The organism is Pseudoalteromonas sp. T1lg48 (assembly GCF_002964785.1).
Lineage (GTDB): Bacteria > Pseudomonadota > Gammaproteobacteria > Enterobacterales > Alteromonadaceae > Pseudoalteromonas.
Map to the genome: position 1 here is coordinate 353,123 of NZ_PQCC01000004.1, position 22,508 is coordinate 375,630.

The 22,508-nt window shown below is 50.9% G+C and carries 20 protein-coding genes and 1 pseudogene; 8 read left to right on the forward strand and 13 right to left on the reverse strand.

Going from position 1 to position 22,508, the window contains the following annotated elements:
• The first annotated feature begins 72 nt into the window (after nucleotides 1-72).
• Nucleotides 73-3,252 carry a TonB-dependent receptor gene (locus C2M29_RS07035; RefSeq protein ID WP_105189078.1) on the forward strand — a complete coding sequence of 1,060 codons (3,180 nt, stop codon included), beginning with the start codon at nucleotides 73-75 and terminating at the stop codon, nucleotides 3,250-3,252.
• A gap of 52 nt (nucleotides 3,253-3,304) precedes the next feature.
• Here the strand turns inward: C2M29_RS07035 and C2M29_RS07040 are convergent, their stop codons facing one another.
• Complete coding sequence (locus C2M29_RS07040; RefSeq protein WP_105189079.1) at nucleotides 3,305-3,751, reverse strand: MarR family winged helix-turn-helix transcriptional regulator; 447 nt, start codon at nucleotides 3,749-3,751, stop codon at nucleotides 3,305-3,307.
• Nucleotides 3,752-3,865: 114 nt separating this feature from the next.
• On the opposite strand from C2M29_RS07040, the gene hmgA reads away from it, so the two are divergent.
• From hmgA to C2M29_RS07055, 3 genes are read left to right on the forward strand one after another with little or no spacing between them, the layout of a single operon-like run.
• Complete coding sequence (gene hmgA, locus C2M29_RS07045; RefSeq protein ID WP_105189080.1) at nucleotides 3,866-5,167, forward strand: homogentisate 1,2-dioxygenase; 1,302 nt, start codon at nucleotides 3,866-3,868, stop codon at nucleotides 5,165-5,167.
• Nucleotides 5,167-5,793 carry a maleylacetoacetate isomerase gene (gene maiA / locus C2M29_RS07050; RefSeq protein ID WP_105189081.1) on the forward strand — a complete coding sequence of 209 codons (627 nt, stop codon included), beginning with the start codon at nucleotides 5,167-5,169 and terminating at the stop codon, nucleotides 5,791-5,793. Before hmgA ends, maiA begins: the two co-directional genes overlap by 1 nt.
• Before the next feature lie 20 nt (nucleotides 5,794-5,813).
• Entirely contained in the window at nucleotides 5,814-6,137 is a 324-nt protein-coding gene (locus C2M29_RS07055) for a DUF1496 domain-containing protein (RefSeq protein WP_158684662.1), read from the forward strand.
• A gap of 22 nt (nucleotides 6,138-6,159) precedes the next feature.
• Here the strand turns inward: C2M29_RS07055 and C2M29_RS07060 are convergent.
• From C2M29_RS07060 to C2M29_RS07075, 4 genes and pseudogenes are all read right to left on the reverse strand, one after another.
• A pseudogene (locus C2M29_RS07060) lies at nucleotides 6,160-7,781 on the reverse strand (diacylglycerol kinase family protein).
• Nucleotides 7,782-7,956: 175 nt separating this feature from the next.
• On the reverse strand, nucleotides 7,957-9,642 hold the full coding sequence (locus C2M29_RS07065) for a hypothetical protein (protein ID WP_105189083.1): 1,686 nt from the start codon (nucleotides 9,640-9,642) through the stop codon (nucleotides 7,957-7,959).
• 120 nt (nucleotides 9,643-9,762) lie between these two features.
• Nucleotides 9,763-10,872 (reverse strand): arginase family protein, encoded by a 1,110-nt coding sequence (locus C2M29_RS07070; RefSeq protein ID WP_105189084.1) that lies wholly within the window; start codon nucleotides 10,870-10,872, stop codon nucleotides 9,763-9,765.
• A 280-nt stretch (nucleotides 10,873-11,152) separates the two neighbouring features.
• The gene (locus C2M29_RS07075) at nucleotides 11,153-11,932 is read right to left on the reverse strand and encodes a DUF2189 domain-containing protein (protein ID WP_105189085.1); all 780 of its coding nucleotides are present in this window, start codon (nucleotides 11,930-11,932) and stop codon (nucleotides 11,153-11,155) included.
• 164 nt (nucleotides 11,933-12,096) lie between these two features.
• On the opposite strand from C2M29_RS07075, the gene udp reads away from it, so the two are divergent.
• Nucleotides 12,097-12,855: a uridine phosphorylase gene (gene udp / locus C2M29_RS07080; protein ID WP_105189086.1), complete on the forward strand. Its 759-nt coding sequence runs from the start codon at nucleotides 12,097-12,099 to the stop codon at nucleotides 12,853-12,855.
• On the opposite strand, the gene cdd is transcribed toward udp, so the two are convergent.
• Both cdd and ppc read right to left on the reverse strand, forming a co-directional pair.
• The gene (gene cdd / locus C2M29_RS07085; RefSeq protein ID WP_105189087.1) at nucleotides 12,816-13,727 is read right to left on the reverse strand and encodes a cytidine deaminase; all 912 of its coding nucleotides are present in this window, start codon (nucleotides 13,725-13,727) and stop codon (nucleotides 12,816-12,818) included. The two genes, udp and cdd, sit on opposite strands and share 40 nt — an antisense overlap.
• Before the next feature lie 90 nt (nucleotides 13,728-13,817).
• A complete protein-coding gene (ppc, locus tag C2M29_RS07090; RefSeq protein ID WP_105189088.1) occupies nucleotides 13,818-16,442 on the reverse strand; it encodes a phosphoenolpyruvate carboxylase in 2,625 nt (874 codons plus the stop codon).
• 226 nt (nucleotides 16,443-16,668) lie between these two features.
• Between ppc and C2M29_RS07095 the strand changes: the two genes are divergently transcribed.
• The 3 genes from C2M29_RS07095 (at nucleotide 16,669) to C2M29_RS07105 (ending at nucleotide 19,156) form a co-directional block, all read left to right on the forward strand.
• On the forward strand, nucleotides 16,669-17,394 hold the full coding sequence (locus C2M29_RS07095) for a tetratricopeptide repeat protein (RefSeq protein ID WP_105189089.1): 726 nt from the start codon (nucleotides 16,669-16,671) through the stop codon (nucleotides 17,392-17,394).
• Nucleotides 17,395-17,643: 249 nt separating this feature from the next.
• Nucleotides 17,644-18,354, forward strand: coding sequence for a PP2C family protein-serine/threonine phosphatase (locus C2M29_RS07100; protein ID WP_105189090.1), 711 nt, complete (start codon nucleotides 17,644-17,646; stop codon nucleotides 18,352-18,354).
• A 181-nt stretch (nucleotides 18,355-18,535) separates the two neighbouring features.
• Nucleotides 18,536-19,156 carry a hypothetical protein gene (locus C2M29_RS07105; RefSeq protein WP_158684663.1) on the forward strand — a complete coding sequence of 207 codons (621 nt, stop codon included), beginning with the start codon at nucleotides 18,536-18,538 and terminating at the stop codon, nucleotides 19,154-19,156.
• A gap of 100 nt (nucleotides 19,157-19,256) precedes the next feature.
• On the opposite strand, the gene C2M29_RS07110 is transcribed toward C2M29_RS07105, so the two are convergent.
• The 6 genes from C2M29_RS07110 to C2M29_RS16565 form a co-directional block, all read right to left on the reverse strand.
• A complete protein-coding gene (locus tag C2M29_RS07110; protein WP_105189092.1) occupies nucleotides 19,257-19,526 on the reverse strand; it encodes a CBU_0592 family membrane protein in 270 nt (89 codons plus the stop codon).
• 92 nt (nucleotides 19,527-19,618) lie between these two features.
• A complete protein-coding gene (locus tag C2M29_RS07115) occupies nucleotides 19,619-19,870 on the reverse strand; it encodes a hypothetical protein (RefSeq protein ID WP_105189093.1) in 252 nt (83 codons plus the stop codon).
• A gap of 87 nt (nucleotides 19,871-19,957) precedes the next feature.
• Entirely contained in the window at nucleotides 19,958-20,995 is a 1,038-nt protein-coding gene (locus C2M29_RS07120; RefSeq protein ID WP_105189094.1) for a DUF2804 domain-containing protein, read from the reverse strand.
• Between the two features lie 138 nt (nucleotides 20,996-21,133).
• The gene (locus C2M29_RS07125; protein ID WP_105189095.1) at nucleotides 21,134-21,538 is read right to left on the reverse strand and encodes a DUF1761 domain-containing protein; all 405 of its coding nucleotides are present in this window, start codon (nucleotides 21,536-21,538) and stop codon (nucleotides 21,134-21,136) included.
• A 247-nt stretch (nucleotides 21,539-21,785) separates the two neighbouring features.
• Nucleotides 21,786-22,196, reverse strand: a complete 411-nt coding sequence (locus C2M29_RS07130; protein ID WP_105189096.1) for a nuclear transport factor 2 family protein — start codon at nucleotides 22,194-22,196, stop codon at nucleotides 21,786-21,788.
• Entirely contained in the window at nucleotides 22,168-22,338 is a 171-nt protein-coding gene (locus C2M29_RS16565; protein ID WP_267894150.1) for an amidohydrolase family protein, read from the reverse strand. Before C2M29_RS16565 ends, C2M29_RS07130 begins: the two co-directional genes overlap by 29 nt.
• Nucleotides 22,339-22,508 lie beyond the last annotated feature (170 nt).

Consider the following 22,508-nt stretch of genomic DNA (forward strand, 5'->3'; position numbering starts at 1 on the left):
GGCCCACAGGTTATGAGGCCGAGAACAATGAAATGTTTAACTAGATAAACTATTAACACGGGAAACAACAACATGAAAATGCAACTTAGGAAAACGGCCATTTCTGCTGCTATAGCGGCAACCATGGGTGTATCCACTGGTGCTTTTGCGAACGAGACGTCATCATCAATTAAAGGCCAGATCACAGGCCCTGCCGGTAACCCCGCTGCCGGCACCGTGGTGACCATCATCCACCTACCAACCGGTTCATCAAAAACCGCCGTTGTGAACGACGCCGGCTACTTCAGCGCTAAGGGTCTGCGCGTAGGTGGTCCTTACAACGTCATTATCGACTCTGATAAGTTTGAAGATCAGTTGATCGAAAACGTGCAGCTGTCTCTGGGTAAAGAATACCCGGTAACTGTGCAGCTACAAGCAAAAACCGATATGGAACAGATCGTAGTAACCGGTCGTCCTATTAGTTCATTTTCTGGCGGTACCGGCCCTGCAGCCACCTTCACTCAGGAAGATCTGGAAACGGCACCGGCCATCAACCGTGACCTGACTGACATTGTTCGCGCCGACCCGCGTATCTATGTAGATGATAGCCGTGACGCTATCCACTGTGGTGGTGCCAACCCGCGCTTTAACAGCTTAACGCTTGACGGCGTGCGCATGAACGACAACTTCGGTCTTAATTCGAATGGCTACCCTACTGTTCGTCAGCCGTTCTCATTCGACGCTATCGAGCAGGTTGCCGTTGAGATGGCCCCTTTCGATGTACAATACGGTAGCTTTACATCTTGTAATATCAATGCCGTATCCAAGTCTGGTAGCAACGAAATTCACGGCGGCGTATTCTTCGACTACACCAATGATTCAATGAAGGGTGACAGCATAGAAGAGATCGATGATGACATTGATAACGGCGATTACAACGAGAAGCGCTATGGCTTTAATGTTGGCCTGCCCCTGATCAAAGACAGCCTGTTCCTCTTCACTTCGTATGAAAAACTCGAGGGTGTACAACAGTTTAGCTATGGCCCTGTTGATAGCGGCTCTATCTCACAAGCGGATATCGACCGTATTCGTGACATCACCAAGAACGTATATAACTATGACCTAGGCAGTATGCCAGGCAGTATGCCGATTGAAGACGAAAAAATACTTATTAAACTAGACTGGAATATCAATGACGATCACCGTGCCAGCCTAGTTTACAACTACAATGATGGTTTTGCGCTGTCGCAATCCGATGCCGACAATGACGAACTGGCTTTTTCTAGCCACTTCTATGAGCGCGGCGCTGAATTCACTTCTATCGTGGGTTCACTCTACTCGGACTGGAACGATAGCTTCTCAACCGAAGTGCGCATAGGTAAATCAGACTTGGACGCGCGTCAAAAGTCTCTAGACAGCGCCAGTGGATTCGGTGAATTCCAAATTAAGGCAGCAAATGGCGATACCGTTTACATTGGTCCCGATGATTCACGTCACTCTAACGACTTGGACTGGGATAACTTCACGGTTAAGCTAGCCGGTACCTACTACCTAGATCAACACACAATCACTGCAGGTTACGAATATGAAGACTTAAATGTATTCAACTTATTCGTACAGCACACAGAAGGCGAATTCCGCTTTGGTTCAATCGATGAATACGAGCAAGGCTTTGCAGATCGTGTTTATTATTACAACGCCGCGGGCACCAATAACCCTGACGATTTAGCAGCAGAGTTTTCATATCAAGTACATTCATTCTATGTGCAAGATGAATACAGCTTCAGCAATATTGATGCTACCTTGTTGTTCGGTTTACGCTACGACAAATATAACAGTGACGACTATCCAAATTACAATGCCAACTTCGAGAAGCGTTATGGCTTCTCTAACCAGCAAAACCTAGACGGTGTTGACCTGCTCCAGCCACGCGTTGGCTTTAACTGGTTTGTGGATGAGGCCCTTGAAGTACGCGCAGGATTTGGCCTTTACTCGGGTGGTAACCCGAACGTTTGGGCGTCTAGTGCCTATCAAAACGATGGGGTGACCCAAATCCAGCTTACCGAGTACGATGTGGATCTATTCAACACACCAATGACCAACTTTGATGGCGGCACACCGGGCTTTGATATTCCACAATCACAGTTCGATGAAATTGCAGACACGCAACCGGGACTTGGTGACTCAGCTACACATTCAATCGACCCTGATTTCGAGCTTCCATCAGAATGGAAATACTCAATCGGCGCCACCTACACGTTCGAAAACGAGTATGTCGTAAATCTAGACATCTTACATACGCAGAAAAATGACTCGGCAACTATTAGAGACCATGCATTACAGCAAGCAAGACATCCTGAAACTGGTGAGCTTATGTATTCCTTTGACGGTCGTCCTTTTTATGAGTCAAAGCCTGACCCTCTAAACCCACAAGGGCCAGGCCGTAACCAAGAATATATGCTAACAAATGTCGATGGTGATGCTGGTGAATCGACCATTATTTCTGCGGCTCTTAGTAAAAGTTACGACAATGGTATCGACTTCACCATCGCCTACGCCTACACGGACTCAAAAGACGTTAACCCTATGAATAGCTCGGTAGCTGCGTCTAACTACAGCTACTTTACTACAACCAACCCGGGCAACCCTGGTGCACATACGTCTGATTATGAAGTACCGCACCGCTTTACCTTCAAGCTTGGCTATACACACGACTTCTTCGATGGTTACTCAACGCGCTTTAGCCTACTGGGTCAAGCGAGTGAAGGCCTACCTTATAGCTATGTATATGATACGGCGGATAGCCAGTTTGGCGATTTCAACAACTATGGCTACGGCTCGCGTCAGTTGCTTTATGTACCGCTTGAGAACGATCCTAACGTTGTTTATGCAATGGACAAAAACGAGCTGGCTGCATTCAATCAGTTCATTGAAGACGAAAACCTAAAACGCGGTTCTATCACGGGTCGTAACAGTGAAAATGCCGAGTGGTTTGTTAAGTTCGACCTAAAAGTAAGCCAAGAGCTTCCTGGCTTTATGGAAGGTCATAAGGGCGAAGCCTTCTTCGTTATCGATAACCTGACTAACCTGCTTAACGACGACTGGGGCACCTATAAGAAGGGCTCATTCGGTGGTAACCGCATGGTTGATATGGAAATCGACGAAAACGGTCGTTACGTGTATACGGGTTTCAACGAAGGCAAACAAAACACGGGTGTGGAACGCGATGCGTCACTTTGGGAAATGCGTATCGGTGTTCGTTACACCTTCTAATAGCCTTTAACGCGAATTTGCGCCTGGCGCAAAGTTAAGCCAAGGCCCATCCCTACTGATGGGCCTTTTTTATATCTGCAGCACGCAGCTCCAAGCGGCACAAAAGATCCACCAACAGTGCCTTCTCTTGCTCTGTAAATCCCGCCAGCAGTTCCTGCTGCCAGTCCAAAGCTTTTGGGATCAGGGCATCAAATTGCAACCTGCCCTGCTCGCTCAAACGCACCTGTTTAGCGCGTTTATCCTTGTCACACGCACTGACCGAGAGCCAATCCAGCTGTTCTAATTCATTGATAGCCCGCGAGGCCGTCGATTTATCCAACATGGCCTTAACGCACAACTGCTTCGATGTCAGCCCATCCTCCACCTGAGCCAAGTGGCAAACAATACGCCATTGCGGGTTGGTCAATTGCCCCCCATAGACCTGGGCAAAGGCCTCGCTCACCTTGGCGCCACTTAAAGTCATCAAATAAGGAATAAAGGTTTCCAGCTTAAAAGCCATAGTCTAGTTACCATTGGTTAGCGTAAATAATTTCTTACAGCCGAATTATAAATGGGATTTGAAATTAGTCTCACATGAGAGTATCTTCAAACACAATACAACAGGAGTGACACCATGAGCAATAACAGCCTTAAATATATGACTGGCTTTGGCAATGAATTTGAAACCGAAGCCCTCGAAAACGCCTTACCAATAGGCCAATTCAGCCCACAGAAAGTAAATTATGGTCTGTATGCGGAGCAGTTCTCTAGCACCGCCTTCACCGCGCCTCGTGGCGAGAACCGCCGTACCTGGCTTTACCGCATTCGCCCTTCTGTAATTCAAGGCGATTACGAGCTAATGGACAACGGCCTGCTACGCTCAGCTCCCATCACCGAAGTGCCTACGCCGCCGACCATGTTGCGCTGGAACCCGGTTGCTATTCCAGAGCAGGCAACCGATTTTATCGATGGTCTGGTGACCATGGCCGCCAACGGCAGTGTTAATGGCCAAGCCGGTATCGGTATTCATATTTATGTGGCTAACCAGTCAATGGAAGGTCGTTATTTCTACAATGCCGACGGTGAAATGCTGTTTGTGCCGCAACAAGGACGCCTGCGCCTGAAAACAGAATGCGGTATTTTAGAGATCGACGCCGGTGAAATTGCGGTGATCCCGCGCGGCATGAAGTTCTCAGTAGAACTGCCGGACGGCCCGGTACGCGGTTATATCTGTGAAAACTACGGCAACCCATATATTTTGCCTGAGCGTGGGCCGGTGGGTGCCAATGGTTACGCCAACGACCGTGACTTCCAATACCCAGTGGCGGCATTTGAAGACATCGAAGGCGACTTTGAGATCGTGGCCAAATTCAGCGGTCAGTTATATCGCGCCGATATCACACACTCACCACTAGACGTAGTTGCCTGGACAGGTAACAGTGCCCCGTACAAATATGACCTGGCGCGATTCAATGTGATGAATACGGTAAGCTATGATCACCCGGATCCGTCTATTTTCACCGTATTGACCTCACCTTCGGGCACGCCGGGCGTGGCCAACGTTGATTTTGTGATCTTCCCTGAGCGCTGGATGGTTGCCGAGCACACCTTCCGCCCACCTTATTATCACCGCAACATCATGAGCGAGTTTATGGGCCTGATCAAAGGTGTGTACGACGCCAAAGAAGCGGGCTTTGTGCCCGGCGGTTCAAGCCTGCACAACTGTATGTCTCCTCATGGCCCAGAAGCAGAAGTGTTTGAAAAGGCTAGCAATGCTGAACTTGAGCCGGTACGCTATGAAGACACACTTGCCTTTATGTTTGAGTCGCGTTACATCATTGCGCCGACCAAGTATGCACTAGAGGGTCAAGAGCGTCAAAGCGATTACCTTGATTGCTGGAAAGGCATTAAAAAGCACTTTAACGGAGCTAAGTAATGAAATTATATAGCTATTTTCGCTCTTCGGCGGCTTATCGGGTGCGCATCGCCCTCAATCTGAAAAACGTCGATCACGAATTAGTACCAGTTAACCTGCTCAAGTCGGAACAGCAAGGTGAGGACTACCTGGGCAAAAACCCCCAGGGCCTGTTACCGGCGCTAGAGACTGAGCAAGGTGTGCTGGCACAGTCTCTGGCTATCCTTGAGTGGCTTGATGAAACCACAGATCAGGCACCATTGCTCAGCGGCGATGCCTGGCAGCGCGCACAAATTCGCAACCTGGCCTATGCCATTGCCGTTGATATTCACCCGCTTAACAACCTGCGCGTCTTGAAATACCTAAGCAATGAGCTGGGTGTGAGCGACGAGCAAAAAACCAAGTGGTATCAAGACTGGATCATCACCGGCTTCGACAAGGTCGAACAGATGCTTGGCGACACGAAGTTTTGCTGTGGTGACCAGCCGAGTTTGGCCGATGTGTGCCTAGTACCGCAGGTATTTAACGCTTTGCGCTTTAAGGTACCCATGGATAAGTACCCTAAAATCATGGCAATTTATCAGCATTGTAATACCCTTAAAGCATTCGTAGACGCAGCTCCAGAGCAGCAAATCGACGCACAATAAGGGCCACAATGCGGCTTTTGATGACAAAAGTGATACTCGTACTGTGCATGTTCGCCTCGGCAAATGCCGAGGCGTTTGCCGAGGCGTGGCAGACACAAGCCAATGAGGTGCATGGGAAAAGCGGGGCACGTGCCCATGTTTTGGTAGATGCCCCGACGGCGCCCGCTTGTTGGTATCAAGGGCAGCGCTACAGTGAAGGAGCGCTGCTTATTATGGAAGACATATTGAAGATCTGTGCCCGCAAGCAACCGCAGCACGAAAACGGACCGCTAATGTGGCGCAGCGTCGATGCCAAAGGCGAGCCCATCTACCCCCAGTTAAAGCACAAAATCCGCGTTAACTAATACCTCCTGGACTTAGGCCTGCCTAAGGTTTACTCGGCACCATCACCTTTAATGACGCTGGGTGCACCCGGATCTCCAGTTTCTCTGCCTGGCGAGTTTCGCCATCTATGACGTAATCAATGCCCTCGGTACAGGTGACCGTTACCCGTCTAGCATGGGTATGGTGAGCATTTTTATCAAGCTGAGTATGAGCCACACTGTTAAATGCCAGCTCGGCAATACTCAACACATTTACATTGGAGTTTTTCGTTGGCTCGAGCCAGTTTACATCAAGCAAACCATCGTCATGCTCTGGCTGACCCTGCCCTTGCGCCAGCAAGGTGAAAATAGGTGCGGCATTAGCAATGATCATGCTGTTAGTGTGTATCTGCTGTGGCTCCATATCGTCGAGCGTAAGGGTGTAGTCCTTGGCCTTATGCTCACTCAGTGCCTGCCAAAAACCCTGCAAATATGCAAACTGACCACTGCTATTTTTCGCTTCACGGTGTGCCGATTCGATCATCTTGTGCTCAAAACCTATGCCCACCAGAAGTAGCACCAGCTCGTCATTGCAGGTTGCAGTGTCCATGTCCTTAACATCGCCGCTGATCAACACATCAAGTGCCTTTTGTACGCCAAAGGCCTTGCTTTCAATGCCCATCAGTACATGGGCCAGGGCATTGGCGGTGCCTAAAGGAATGATCCCAAGCACCACATCGGTGTTAGCGGTGATCGACGCTACCTCGGCAACGGTGCCATCGCCGCCACAGGCGATGATCATATCCGGATGTTCCTCCATGGCCTCACGCGCTAAATCCGTGCCATTTTGCGTTGGTGTGGTGGTTTTAATGCACATATCGAAGTAACTGTTGAGGCTGGTCATAATGTCGTGCTTTTTATCGGCCCACAGCTTGCGCCCGGAAACCGGGTTGGCAATTAAGCACACTTTATTACGCACCACCAGTTCGCCGCGCTTATGCAATTTCTTCAGGGCCTTACGCTGGAAACGATTTAGATTCGCGGTTTCCCGAGTTTCCTGAATGCGACCCAGCACCTCATCGACGTCCGCATCCGGCTCCTTGGCCAGTAAGTAAGCTGCCATAACCAGCACGAACGACCACGCCCTAGGGCGCAATGCACCACCACATTACGCTTGCGCTTACGGTGATGATGGATCCAGTTAATGGCCTGACGTAGCTGCGCCTTATTGGGTGCGGCGTGATCCAGCACGGGAATATTTAAATAACTAATATTTTCGCCCATTACCGTCCAATCCAGGCCATCAAATTCGCAGGTGGCATCCAAAATAGCGGTGACGTTTTCATGTTTTAGGGCATCGACATCCGGTGGGAATAGCCGGCAGGCTAAGAAAAGGCCGGGCTCTACTTCTTGAATGGGCGGCACCTTATCATTGCGCCGCTGCCAGGCGTTATAGAGCTGCGCGCCAAGTAAAAAGGGAATAAAAGCCCAGCGGATATACCAGGGAATAGTGCCATTTTGACGCTTGCGAAAAATTCGTCCGGCGTTGGCAATGTAGGCCAGGGACACCAAGAATAAAGACAACGCGCTCCAATAAAAGAAAACTGCGATATAAGGAACCCGGATCACCCACGCCGACGCGCATAGGACCACGGCCAGCACCAAGTATGCAATAGCGGCAAACATCAACCACTCCTGGTAAGTGTTTATATTTAAAAGTATCACGCTAACAACTAGACGCAAGCCCAGCAAGGGGAATTAGCGGATAAAACGCACAATTCCCTGGTTCCAGCAACCTCAACTGCTCAATAAACAAACAAATGACAGAATAGTTATTCTAAGTCACAAAAGTAAACAGCCTCTATTTGCGCGGTGCAAATTCGATGATCAACCCTTCGATAGCACAGGCGTTATCGCGGATCCCTGTATTAAGCATGTGCGTATGTTCATCTCGGCGCAGGGTAAAGTCCCTATAGTTCCCACGGGTGTACTGGGCTGCCAATGCCTTGGCGCTACTCGATAGGCACATGGCCTGAGTCAGACTGCGTAGCTTACTATCATAGAGAATATCGCCAAAACGCATCTGGGGCAGGGCCTGGGCACTGGGCCCTCGGACCTCAATGGCCTGAGTGCTGGCGGCCAAACGCCATTGTTGCTCGTCCAGCGTCATGCGCACGCCGTTTGGATAATAGCTATAGCGAAAACTGTGCTTATCCGTGGGCTGAATCTTAACGACCCCCGCTTTGCCTAGCACGGTTGCGACACTGCCTTGCTCGGACTTGATCACCACCAAGGCCGTATCTGCATCAATGCCATAACCGGCCGGCTGGCCAGTGCCGTACAACAGGCTGGACAGGCGCACGCTACGGTTAAGCTCGCTAAAGTAGGTATCAAGCACACCGAAATGAAAGCTGCCCAAACCGCCCCTGGGCTCGTGACTAATGGCCGCAAAGCCGGAGGGCAATTGCCCTGGCTGAGTCACAACCGCAACCTCATCTTCAAGCGCCGCAAACGCGTCTCCGCCGGTGATCATCGTCACATTAGCCTTGCCGTCGCGCCCGCCACTTTGCAACGCAGTACCGGCACCATTGGCCAAGATTACGGGCCGGCTACGAAGGGCCTCGGTCCAGGGGTACGCCTTACCCTGCTCATCAAACAACGCCTTCCTAGCCAGAGTTTGATCACCGTCATTAAAAAACACCGCGCTTGCCGCATTAATCTGCGCTAGCAATGCCTCGGTACCTTGCGCGCACAGCGCCTGCTCTTGTGCTATTTGCTTCGGGTATACCCGCGCTCTATCAAACGTCAGTGCCTGGCGACGAAACTCTTCGAGCATCTCGCATCGCCCCTGGCTAAGCGCCTTGGCCAACGCAGGCGTTAAGGGCAGCCATTGACCGTCGATACCATCTGTGGTCAACAATTGGTCATAATAATCCGCTCTGGCGTAGGGGTCACGGCTGGCACTGGAAAGCATCAGTACTCGCGGTGCCTGAGCTTGTTGCCCTGCTGCTACGCTAATTGCGCTGTGCATAAAGGCAATCAGATCGCCTGTGGCTTCATCCTTAGTGAGGTCGACGTCGATACGCTCAGTTAGCGAAGGTTCTGCGGACTCCAGGGTATCGAGCACATAATAATAAAGTGGCCGAGCCAAAAGCTGAGCTTGTGGGTCATGCTGATACCACAGCGCCAGTAATTGCTCCTGAGTCAGAGCCTGGTCACTCACCATCGATGTCAACGTCTTCACCACGGCCGCCTTGTGCGCCTGATATTGCGCCGGCCATTGCCTGTCCAGGCGGATCAGAGCTTGATGGTCAAGACGGTAAAGGACCTGTGTTTTACCGCCGACAATGGGCTGCAGGCAATGCTCCGGTGTCATTGATGAGCACACCTGTAATCCACCGCCAACCAACACTTGGGTTTGCGTTGATATCGACTTAGGACTTTGAGCCCAAGCTTGGCCAGAAAAAAGAGAGGCTATCAAAGCACTGGCGCCTAGTAATAAGACCAAAGAGGTATGGTGACAAAAACGAAAGACGGTAAAGCTCATAGAAACAACTCGCAAAAATTGGGCAACCACCTGTGATTAGCTCCTATACTGCCACAAAGCGCCCACAAAAAAGAGCGCTAACGCGCTCTTTTTTGTGTTCATTTCTAAGCGAAATCAAGTTTACTTATTCATTTGCTCAAGCAAGAATGCGGAAATTTTCGCACCTTCACGAAGCGTTGTTTCCGAGCTCGACTTGCCTTCTAGCGAGCTGTCGGTGAACGGCGCGATTTCCATCATATCGGCACCGGTAATGGGAAATTCAGCCGCCAGTGCGCCAAGAATATCCAGTGCTTGTTGCGGATTAAGACCGTCTTTTTCCGGTGTGCCGGTGGCCGAAGCAAATTCCGAGTCCAGAGCATCGATATCAAAGCTCACATACAGCTCATCCACCCCATCGGCACGCAATTGCGCTAATACCTCGGCAACCACGGCATCGGTGCCGCGCTCATTGATTTCATGAGCCCAATGCTGCTTCACCCCGAACGTGCCCTCCCAGTGCGCCTTAGGCTTACCACTTGAACGAATACCAAATTGGATCAAGTGTGAAGGGCTTGGCAGGTACTCAAGAATATGGGTGCACCATGAGCCGAAGCACAGGTCGATACCTAAACGTTCCACCAAGAGATCGGTGTGGGCATCAAAGTGAATAATTGCCACCTTCTTGCCCTGCTCACGCTTGGCCTTTAGATAAGCCTTGGTCAGGGGATAACTGATCGAGTGGTCACCACCAATGCCGAAGATCCCCTTCTCTGGGAAATTAGCATAAAAGTCGGTACATACGTCCTCGGTAATAGACAAAGGGCTGACATGGTACTCACTGTCGGTATCGGCGTAGAGCGCCTTTTGACAGTTGCTAATGGTGCCTTCATTTAAATACTTATCGTGCAACAGGTGTGGAATAACGCGCACGTCGCCCAGGTCAAAGGCTTGCGCCTGAGGTTGCTGTTCAATCAGGGTGTTGCGAAGAAATAACGGGCCCCAGTTGGCACCACGCAAAATACCGCCGCCGCAGTCTGAGCTAATGCCCAGCATCACCGCCTTGTGTTCGGTTGTTTGCAGACCATCGAGAGACGCTTGCCACAGGGCATCGACATTGTCGGTTTGTCCGTAAAGCTTCTGTTGCAACGCCGCTTTTCTTTCCCGCGCCGTGTTTACCGTAAATACACCATTCCCCGGTGGACACAAGCACTGTGCTACCTTAGTTCGAAAGTCTTGCCACTTAGCGGTCATGCTATCTCCTCAATATTTATGCATTTTTTAGATTTACTACCGATGCTGGTGAAAATAACCCCAGATTGCTTCGGGACTCACCCTAAGCGCAACTGGAAAAATACAAGTCAACACATAACAAATTGATTTATATTAATTTTTTAAAATCACATCGGCAGTAAGTCGGCACCAATACAGGATCAATATACAAGCCGAGCACAGAAGTCAAACCCGCCTCTGCGGGCCCAACTGGGGAGGGTGACTGGCTATGCATAAATGCTGCATAAGCCAGCCAATGTGCCTATTCGTAACGACGGGGGCGCTTGGTTTTAATGGTGGCAATGTAGCCATGCCAACTGGCATAGCTGAGCAGCGGCATAATCACGATAAAACCGGCGGCACCAGTAAGAAAGCCAAGCAAAATCAAGCATAGTATGCAGATACACCAAACCACCATGGCGCCGATATTGTTACGCACCGCATGCATTGAGGTAACTACGGCGGTCATCAGATCAACCCGGCGTTCCATCATGATCTGCGGGGTAAAGGCGGAAATGGCGAACACGGTCACCAGCAGCACTCCTCCGATAATACTGCCCAGAGTTAAAAAGGCGCTCAGCTCTTCAAAGCTGGGATTAACGGTATTGGGATACAGAGCATGAACCAAGGCTGCCAACCGCATCCAGACTATCATGATCACCATGAGCAACACCGCAAAGCCCCACTCACCGGCTGGATTACGAAACATGGATTTAAGGCTGTGCAATAAGGTGGGCGTATGCCCCTTTTCCAACTCCCAGGCAACATCATAGAGACCGGCGGCAAACGCCGGTCCCACCAGGGCAAAGGCCACCGTTGCCGGTAGGATAACCAAGTGAGTTTGACTGGAGTACACAAAGAATAAAATGGTGGCAGGGATAAGGGTAAACACCAAGCCATAGAGCAGGCTTAAAATTGGCGCTCGCGCCATGTCTTTAAAGGCCAAGGCTAGCCAATGCAGTGGCGCCAGGGCACTAATTCGATTACATTCAAAACAACGAGCAAACTCGCCATGACTGGTGACATTTGACGATACGGCCATATGCTAACTCCTCTGATGGTATTATTTAACATCTAGTTTAGATTTACGGCACTGGCAAGCCAGGACGTCGTCAATTTAGGACATATGTCCTTATAAAAAACAGCCGGGCACGCCAGCATATGTCCACTCGCTCGCTTAACACGCATAGGGATCAGAGAGTTAATATGAAAACAATGTTTCACCTCGGCATTTCAAAAGCCCAACTAAACGGCGCCACCTTGGCTATTATCCCCGGCGCCCCGGAGCGCGCCGCGGTGATAGCGCAGCAACTGGATAACCATCGATGCCTGGCCCAACACCGTGAGTTCCATGTCTATCTAGGTGAGTTAAACGGTCAAAGTGTGGTGGTGTGTTCCACCGGGATTGGCGGCCCTTCGACTTCCATTGCCGTTGAAGAGCTGGCACAGCTCGGTGTCGACACCTTCTTGCGCGTCGGCACCACGGGTGCCATCCAGCCCCATATCAAGGTGGGCGAACTGCTTATCACCCATGCCTCGGTTCGCCTCGATGGTGCCTCGCACCATTTTGCCCCAGCCAGCTATCCGGCCGTGGCCGACTTTAAAGCCACCGCGGCGCTGGTTGCTGCCTGTGAGCAGAACAAGGAAGCACACCATATAGGTATTACCGCCTCCAGTGACACCTTTTACCCGGGCCAAGAGCGCTACGACACCCACAGCGGCTATGTCCCCCAGCATCTGCAAGGCAGCATGGCACAGTGGCAGGCGCTCAAGGTGATGAATTATGAAATGGAATCGGCCACCCTGTTAACCATGTGCAGTGCGTTAGGATTACGCGCCGGATGTATTGCCGGGGTACTTGTGAACCGCTGTGATCAGGAGATCCCGGCGGTGGATATTTCCGCCATTGAACAGCGCGCCATTACTCAGGTATTGGCCGCGGCTGCGTTATTATTGGCGCAGTGATACTGAAATCTGGCCTGCGGCGCTAAGCGTCGCACCATGACCTCGGTACTGTCCCGGTGAGATTTTAGGCTGTCAATTTCGTGCAGGGTCACCGCATTGATGGCGTTAAAATCGATCCCTTGCCCCTTAAGCGCCACCTGACTTAAGGCCGCCAACAAGGGGTGAAAACTGGGATTAAAGGCGGCATTTTCAATATAACGGCCAAAAAAATGCTGCTCGCCCATGCTCAGCATCAGCGCCGCCCGTCCCCCACTATAGGGCGCATAGCTATGCTGCACATGTTGAGCTAGTTGCTCAATATTACCGTCTTCGTCTACGCCTGTGGCAACGCCCGTGGCAAAGTCTATGGCAAAGCCCAAGTGACTCTTTCCCTTGGCGTCCAAAATACGCTCACTCACGGCTAAATCACTGAGGCCAAACGCCAAAGGCAATAATTCGCCAAGTGTCGCATCGACCTCGCCTATGCTGATTTCCACCCCGGTGTCGGCACAAAACTCATTGATAAACTGACGACAATATCCGCAAGGCGTGGCACTTACATACAGGCGCCGTATCTCGGTGGCCCCATTGAGCCAGGCGTTATGTAGCGCGGTTTGCTCCGCATGTACGGCGCTCTCAAGCCCGCAATGAGTCAACTCGACGTTGACACCGGCGGCATAGAAGTCCTCGCCTTGTTGGTTGCGAGCATGTACCAGCGCCGCCACCTGAAACCGCGAAATCGGCGCCACCGCCCACGCCTGTAATTGCGTCAGCAACCATTGCGCGGTGTCTTTGCGGTTATTCCCTAACAAATGAGCGAGATTTTGAAATTGCTGCGCACTAATCATTCCGCGCTGCTGCTTGATGCTTTCAAATATTAGGGTTGGGGACACAGGCTGTCCTTGAGATGAGGAATTTAGGCCGATAGTACCCTAGCGGCGCTAACGCGGCAACCGGCCCGCAATAGCGCCACTCACCCTGCCTTAGCCGGTATTACGCATCCCCGCGGCGATGCCGGCCATAGTGATCATCAAGGCATTGTCCAAAGCCTGCGAGCCGCCGGCACGCACCCGTTTCAATAACTCGACCTGAAGCACATTCAGGGGATCCGTATAGGGGTTACGCAGGGCGATGGACTCGCGGATCCAGGGTTGATGACCCAACAGAGTATGCTCAGGACTCAGCTCCTTGATAAGAGCCGTAGCCTTGGTCAGCTCGGTGCGCAGTTGCTCACCCAGGGGTTGCAGCTGCGGCGCCACCAGGCGCTGATCATAATAGGCACTGAGCCAGCTATCAGCTTTGCAAAATACCATCTCCAGCATTTCTAAGCGGGTACGAAAGAAGGGCCATTGCTGACTCATATGGGCAAGATGTTGCTCCCCAAACTGCTCTATGGCCGCCGCTAGGCCCTGATAGGCACCCAACCAAGCGGGCAGCATTAAGCGGTTTTGCGACCAAGCGAATATCCAGGGGATCGCCCTTAAGCTTTCCACGCCGCCGTCCGGATTCCTTTTCGAGGGCCGTGAGCCAAGGGGGAGTTTACCTAACTCCTGCTCTGGAGTGGCACTGCGGAAATAAGGTACAAAATCCTGATTGCCGCGCACTATATCGCGATAATGCTGACAGGATACATCGCTAATTACCGCCATGGCCTCACGCCACTGCGGCTCAGGTTGTGGCGGCGGCATTAGGTTGCCTTCGAGCACGGCACCCACATACAGGTGCAGGCTTTGCTTGGCGACACTGGCCAGGCCAAACTTAAAGCGGATCATCTCTCCCTGCTCGGTCACCCGCAGACCATTTTTCAAGCTCCCCGGCGGTTGTGAACGCAGTGCCTGTGCCGCCGGCGCGCCACCGCGCCCCACTGTACCACCACGGCCATGAAAGAGTACCAGCTCAAGGCCGTAGTCGTCACTCAAAGCCACCAGGGATTCCATGGCGCTATACTGCGCCCAGCCGGCGGCCATCATGCCCGCGTCTTTAGCCGAGTCGGAATAACCTATCATCACGTATTGCTGATCGCCCATCACGGCGCGATAGACGTCGTTATCATAGAGGGTACGCATCACCTCGGGGGCACGATTAAGGTCATCCAAGGTTTCAAACAAAGGTGCCACCGGCATATTAAATGTACAGCCCGCTTCTTTTAACAGCAGCTTCACCGCCAGCACGTCCGAGGCCTGACGGGCCATGGAAATAATATAAATGCCAAAGTTATCGGCGTGGTTATCGGCGATCACCTTAAAGGTGTCGAGCACCTCCCGGGTTTGCTCCGAAGGCTGCCAGTGTCGTGGCAATAAAGGCCGCGGATTGGCCAGCTCCTTGGCTAAAAAGGCCAGCTTAGTCGGTTCATCCCAGGCGCAATAATCACCCAGCTCCAGATACTGGCTGATCTCCGCCAACACCTGGGCATGCTTGTCACTGTCCTGGCGAATATCAAGCTGGCTCAATTGCAAACCGAAACAGCGACATCGTACCAGGGTGTCTTGCAGCAGACCATCGGCGATCACCGCCATATTATTGCTGCTTAAGGAGCGATGACATAGCTGCAGTACATTAATGATTTGCTTTATATCGGTAATACGGTTTTCACCCCGTGACGGCTGGCCGGTAATTTTTGCTTCCAGGTATTTATGGGTCAGTTGCAAGTCCGTGCGCAGCGCTTTAAGAACCTGACGGTAAGGCTCATGTGTAGGACCACTGAGCGCCATCAGCTCTTCACTGGCCTGGTGCATGGAGAGCTCACTGATCAGCTGATTGATATCGCGAATATACAAGTCCAGCGCCATCCAACGACCATGTTCGAGCACGCTTTGGGTTATCTCTGCGGTAACAAAAGGATTACCGTCCCTGTCGCCTCCCATCCAGGAGGTAAAACGCACCGGACGTGCGCTCGGCGCCAGCCCCATCTTTAACTCCTGTTGCAACAAGGTATCGAGCTCACGCACATACTCGGGCACCGCCTGCCACAGGCTGTTTTCTATGACAGCAAAGCCCCACTTGGCTTCGTCCAGCGGCGTTGGCCGGCTGTGCCTGATCTCATCCGTATGCCAGGCCTGAGCGATAAGCTGGCGCATACGCGCAAGTAACTGAGTGCGTTCCGTCGGCAAGAGGTTGTCGAGCTCAAGCTTGTCAAGGCAATCGCTTAATTGCACATGCTTGTTTATTAACGTGCGTCGAGTCACCTCGGTCGGATGCGCGGTCAATACCAGGTTAATATCGAGTTTGGCCAGCGTTTGCGCTATTTGCTCGCTGCTAATATTGCTCTGTGTAAGACGTTTAAGAGTTTGCTTTAGGGGGTCGAGCTGACAAAAGCCGGTATCGGCATGACGTGAAACCGTATGGTACTGCTCGGCCACATTGGCCAGGTTTAAAAACTGGTTAAATGCGCGTACCACCAATAAGAGTTCATCGTCGCTGAGGCGGTGCAACTCGTCAAGCAGTTGCTCCCGAGCTTGCTCATCACCGGCTCGTGAACTCTTAGCCAGTTGACGAATGGCTTCAACTTTTTCAAGTGCTGGCGCACCTAAGGCCTGTTCTATGGTGTGTCCCAATATTTGTCCTAATAAACTGACATTGCTACGCAGTGCACTGTATTGGTCGCTCATGCCTCTCTCCTGTGTGCAGAATTTAGTCTGTTGTAGCATGGAACAGGGTCAGAATTAAAGGCTTGTGTCTAAGGCAGGTTTTGCGTCATCGCTTTAGAACTCGCCTAGGTATTAGATATAACTAAAAAACTTCAGAATCCGTGTGTTTATTTCTCGATAGACTTTGGATAATAATCAATAAACAAGCTAGAATCAGATAGATAGCAGCCATCCCCGGAGACACACTATGTTGCGATATACCCTATACACTGTCAGTCTGTGCACCGCACTCGTGCTCACCCCTCCTGCCCAAGCTGGTTTAGAAGAAGGAATTGCTGCCGCCAATGTAGGTGATTTCGAAACCGCCATCAGCGAATTTCAATATCTTGCCGACAAGGGTTTTGCACCAGGAATTTATGAGCTGGCCCAGCTTTATGAAAATGGCCATGGCGTCGCCAAGAATCAACACAAAGCCGCTCAGCTCTACCAACAAGCCGTAGATAAAGACTACGCCGACGCAATGTTTTCATTAGCCGTTATGTATCAGGAAGGGCGTGGCGTTAAAGTGGATCTGCAACGCGCGGTGCAACTATTTACCGGTGCCGCCGATAAGGGCGTGGCCGCCGCCCAATACAACTTAGGCGTTATGTATACCAATGGTGAAGGTGTGCTTAAAGACTACCCCACGGCGGTAGACTGGTATCAAAAAGCCGCGGCACAAAATTACACCCTGGCCCAGTTTAACCTTGCCTTGATGTATTACGAAGGCCTTGGCGTACCAAAAAGCATTGAAAAGTCATATATATGGAATACCATCGCCGAATACAACGGTAATCCAGATGCCAGCACCAGCCGCAAGCTCGACGAACGCAAATTACAACCGGATGCTATCAAACGAGCGAAAAAGATAGCCGACGATATGTATGAAAAAATACTTGCCGGACGTTACGCCGGTGAAGGCCGACGCCTCTAGGCTGTCACTGGGCTTCGTTGTTGCGACAACGGGCCCGGCCAGATGCTCGCCCCTAGTCCATTGACCCTTCATCTGCTGTTGAGCTCACAAGGATTAATGTAAGGGCAAGGTGTGAAATACTAGCTAACAAAGATGGGCGCTGACTAAGGGAATAGACAAGATTTATGGTCACCATGGTTTACTTACTTTGGCGCGTGTCCGCTGTTGGTCGGAGCCACTTAAAAGATCGCCGTCCTTGTGGACATACGCATGCACTTTACTAGCTTTGCACAAAGCCATCGCGGCGTTATCCGCAGCAAAAATGAAGACGCCTTCTTGGCTCTTCCCGAACAGCAGGTCTGGGCCGTTGCCGATGGCATGGGCGCCCACAGTCGGGGCGATTACGCCAGCGCGCAGGTGATCGAGGTCGTTAAACAGCACCTGGCCAACCACACTCACCATTCTCCTCTCTACCGTACCCTGCGCGGCGCCTTTGAAGACGCCAATACCCAACTTTTTAGCCACTCCCAACAGCGTATGCAGGGAAAAACAATGGGCTCAACGGCCGTCGCTTTGGTGCTGGACGGCGCTGAGTACTATTTTATTTGGGTTGGCGATAGTCGGGGTTATCTGTTTAGAAACGGCCGACTGGAACAACAAACCCGGGATCATAGCCGCGTCAACGTGCTGCTTGATGCCGGTGTGATCACCTCAGCGCAAGCCGCCAGCCACCCTTTACAGCACGAGGTGGTGAGGGCCATAGGCGTTAAGGCCGACGTTCAGGTGGAAGTGGTGCGAGGCTACTGGCAGGCCGGCGATATCTTTTTATTGTGTAGCGACGGCTTAACGGAAAAGGTATCCGACTTTGAAATAGAGGTGTCACTTTCAAGCAATAATATTAACGCTGCCGGTCAGGCATTAATGCACTCGGCACTGACCCGCGGTGCAGGCGATAATGTCACCTGCATTCTGGTTAAGTAAAATCCACCGCCCTACGCAGGGCGCTGTGTGAAAATTTATGGTGCAGCCCTTGCGCTAGATCAAAGTTCGTCGCAACTGTGCCGCATATAGCCTCACCAAGCTGATTTAGATCAATAAGTTGCGCTCAATATCCCTGTTAAAATTTAACCAATTCAAATTCTAACGTAAACAAGGATAGATCATGGCGCACTCTGACTTACATCCTCCCATGGAGGCGGCTATGCAGCCCAACGTCACTCATATTAACAAATCTTCCGGCGAGCCTTCGGTTCACGAGCAGGTGCACCTGTATAAGCAATTGTTGCAAGAAAAAGAAAGACAAATAAAGCAATTGAAGGAAGCGCAAGCACCACTGTTGGCCCAAATAAATCAGGCGGATGAGCTGAATAAAAAAGCCCTGGCACACATGGACAAAATGGCTGAGCAGATGCAACAGGTACAGATCCAAGCCAAACGCGATGTCCAGGTGGAATTGGCAGAACTAGAGCAACAGTTAGAAGAAGCGAATACCAGTAAGCATGTAATGAAACATCATTGTCGCGATCTTCAGGAGCGCAACAAGGAACTGCATGAACTGCTTAAATCATCAACACAACAGGTAGAAGAGCTGCAGCGACGTTTGCAAGGGCAAACGCACGACATCAACAGCATGCGTGAAGAAAAAGTTAAACTCAGCATGCAGGTGATCAGCCAAGGCGAACAATTGAAACGCTGTGAAAAACAGCTCAATGATGCTTTGCATGGTTATTACAGCGGCGTTATGAATAAAAACAAAAAAGTAAGCAAAAATCTCCCTCGCTAATTTTCACTCTGATGCGCCAAAACTCAGCGGGCTGATAAGCCCGCTTTTTTTGTATTTGTGGCTGACGGCGCGGTGCATCCAGAAGCCCCACCTTGAGGCGTTAGGAAGCAGGTGCCGACTTTAGCTCGCGACGAGCCATAACATGCTTGTAAATACCGATAAGCGAGGCCGCTATCCAGAATATTTCGATAACAAAACTGGCTAGGTTGAAGTTGTAACACAGGCTAACTAGAAGCAAGATGGCACCGCTTAAGTTCATCAGGTTATAACCCAGGCCCGAGGCCGGTAACTTCTCTAACTGCAGTAAGAAAAAGGCGCCCACCACCAAAAAGGTGCCGCTCATGCCAATAACATCAAATAATAGGTCCATTACCCAGCTCCACAAAATAGACCCCTTCAGCCTACCAAGCCGGCCCCTGGCACCTAAGGACAAATGCCCGCCCCGCATGCACAAGTCCGGGCTTATTTCATATACACCTTTTGGCCGATCATTTTTAACGCCGGAGTTCCCCGGATCAGGGTTTGTCGCGCAAATACCTGCTGACAATTGGGGCAGGTGGCTACTTCGCGAGTATAATCCTCGCTGATACGCTCAAGAAAACACTTCACCAGCGCGCCCTTTCCGCCCTTTCGATACTTATATAGTTGCGTACGGCATTTGCTACAAAAAATATCCACCGTACGAACTGGCCCTTTTTTATTCGGCTTGGCCATACTCCCCCCACTGTTTGGTTCTACTTTAGCATTTTAAGGGCGAAGTGGGCTATTGGCTCGCAAAAGACTAAGAGGATGAGCCTCGTTTTACCATAAGGCGAAGTGATCTTCCGTTAAGCCAAGGACCTTCTCAAAGCGATGCACTCGGCCCTTGGTATCTTCAATCTGGCCATCGAAATAGCCAATATACTGGCGAAAGTTACTTTTCAACAGCCACAGGTCAAGTCGCTCCTGGCGCTTGTTTAGCGGGCGAAAAGTCAAGGAAACCCTCCCGTCAAATGAACTTATTCGCCAGTCTTGATTGGTCGCCTCACGGGTAAAATCAAAATGCACAGGACCGAGCAAGTGGCGCTGTCCATTTATCCAGAATACATTCTCGTTGTAACCGGTTTCATTGACCCCAGCAGCGAGATTTAGGCCAAATAATGAGCCGCCAATACGACCGTTGATACTGGCCCAGCGCCAACTGGTTTCCCGGCGCATAAAACCGGCGGAAAAATCATAGCCCGCAAGTGCCTTATCAAGGGCTTGAGATTCTTGGTTAATCACAAGCGAGCCACCTACTCTCATGGCATTGTGTTTCTGAGTATAGGTCCAACCGCTGTAACCTGTGGGGTTGCACATGGCCATGGGCAGACCGGCGGTTGGTGGTATCAGAGTTAGATCGGCGGTGATTTCCTTGGTGGCGATACGCAATTGCCAGACCCCGGCATTGATTTCCATGCTGATCTGCCCCTGTGCGCCGCCCAACCGGGAGCATCCGTCCCACGGCGAAGGCGCCATGAGGCAACCCAATGCCAGGGGCTTAAGCCAGCTGGTTTCCACCAGCTTATTGGCAGCAATATCATAGAGGTAACAGAAGCCGGAAGCGGCATAGCGAATATCAGCAATGGCCATACCAATTAAAAAATTGGGCGTGACCACGGAGACAAACTGAAACTGCTTAAAACCAAAATGCCGCGCTAATCGCCCTGCGGGCCTATCCATCGCATTGGTGTAGTGAAAATGTTCAAGGCCTAAGCATTTAACCGGGCCATCGAAGTGGCCAAAATGCACCTCTCCCGACTCGCAAACCAGGATCTCTGGACTCGCCTGGGTGGATTGGGCGCCGCGGTGAATATCCATTTTCGTCCTTTTTATTATTTTTTTAATGCTTGGGCAGCTGTCTGGGCTACGTTGAGTGGGTGTTGAGCATTAACTCTAACCCGTTACGCAATAAGTTAAAACCCTCAGGGTGCTTAGCCGCAACTAAGAACCTTTAGGCTAATGCCAGAGCCCCAAGATCAAACCGATAAGGGTAAATTGCACGGTATGATAGCCACCGTTGACCAAAAACAACTTGAGTGGCCTTTGTTCGAACAAATAGCTGATACCGAAGGAGGTCGCCACCCAGCATAAACCGGCCGCAAATCCGGCGCCGACGGCAAAGCCCAGACCAGGTTTTGGGCCTAAAAACAAGGCAAACACAAAGGCCGCCACTAAGGAGAGGATAAACGCTAAGGTAAAGACCTTGCCCATGGAAGCTTGTGCCAAGTCCACATCGGTTAGGCCACAGCCATCAAGCCAGGCTGATTTAAACATCAATGGCGAATACCACAAGCCGCCCAGAATAAAGGTTGCTACGGCGGCTAAGAGCACCGCTAAAAAGTTAAACTCTGCAAAATTCATAATCAAGCCCACCGGCCACTATTAGCTTAAGCGTAGCCTGCGATTTGCATAGCGGCAAAATTGGGGCTTTGATGGCGACCACCGCATACTATCGCGCCCCCATAACGAAACAGAGGTTTAATAACTTACCTGGTGAAAATTGTATGTTAGTTTAAGAACCAACAGTAACCATCATGGCCATTGGGTAAGAATAAAAACTCAAGGTAATGATAGTATTAAGAATAAATCACCCCGTCGTTTTTGAACACTAAGGCTGCTCCAAAGCAAAGGCTTCACAGGGCGTACTTTGGTGATACACCACCTGCCAATTTTGTTGGTCATCTTGGCGCCACAATGACATGCGCACGGAAAAGTGCCACTGGCCACCTTTAATGCGCCGCAAGGCACTGCGATAATAAAGCTGCACTACGGTGTCGCTCAGCATGCGCCCGACAAATTCCTGATTATGAAAAAGCGGCTTGCGGCTCTTAGACTGCTCTTTTGGCAAACGCTCAAGCACATTGACCTTAGTAAAGCGCCGCCCGTCGGAGGACACCTCAATAAAGTCATCGTCAATGAGGGCATTAAGGCGTGCCGCATCGGCGCGCACATCTTCACGCATCAAGGAGCGTTCAAGCTCGATCAGGTGCTCAAATAACTGCGCTTTTATCTTGTTCATGGTGGTGAATGACTTTTCCTTGCTGCATAACAAACCAAACTGCCGATAACTGGCCGATATCGTTCAGCGGCGATTTATCTAACGCGATTAGATCAGCGTAGTAGCCGGGCGCCAATTTGCCAACTTCGTACTCCATATTCAATACCTTAGGCGCTCGCAGAAGGCTGACACATCTATTTCGTCACCGGTTTTTATTTCAGTGTCAGTGACTCACATCGCAAATTAACAAAACTACTTTCACCACAGACGCGACTAGAACTCGACCAAACAGGTTCAGTTTGATATAAAGCAGCTACATAGCAAAGACATCGG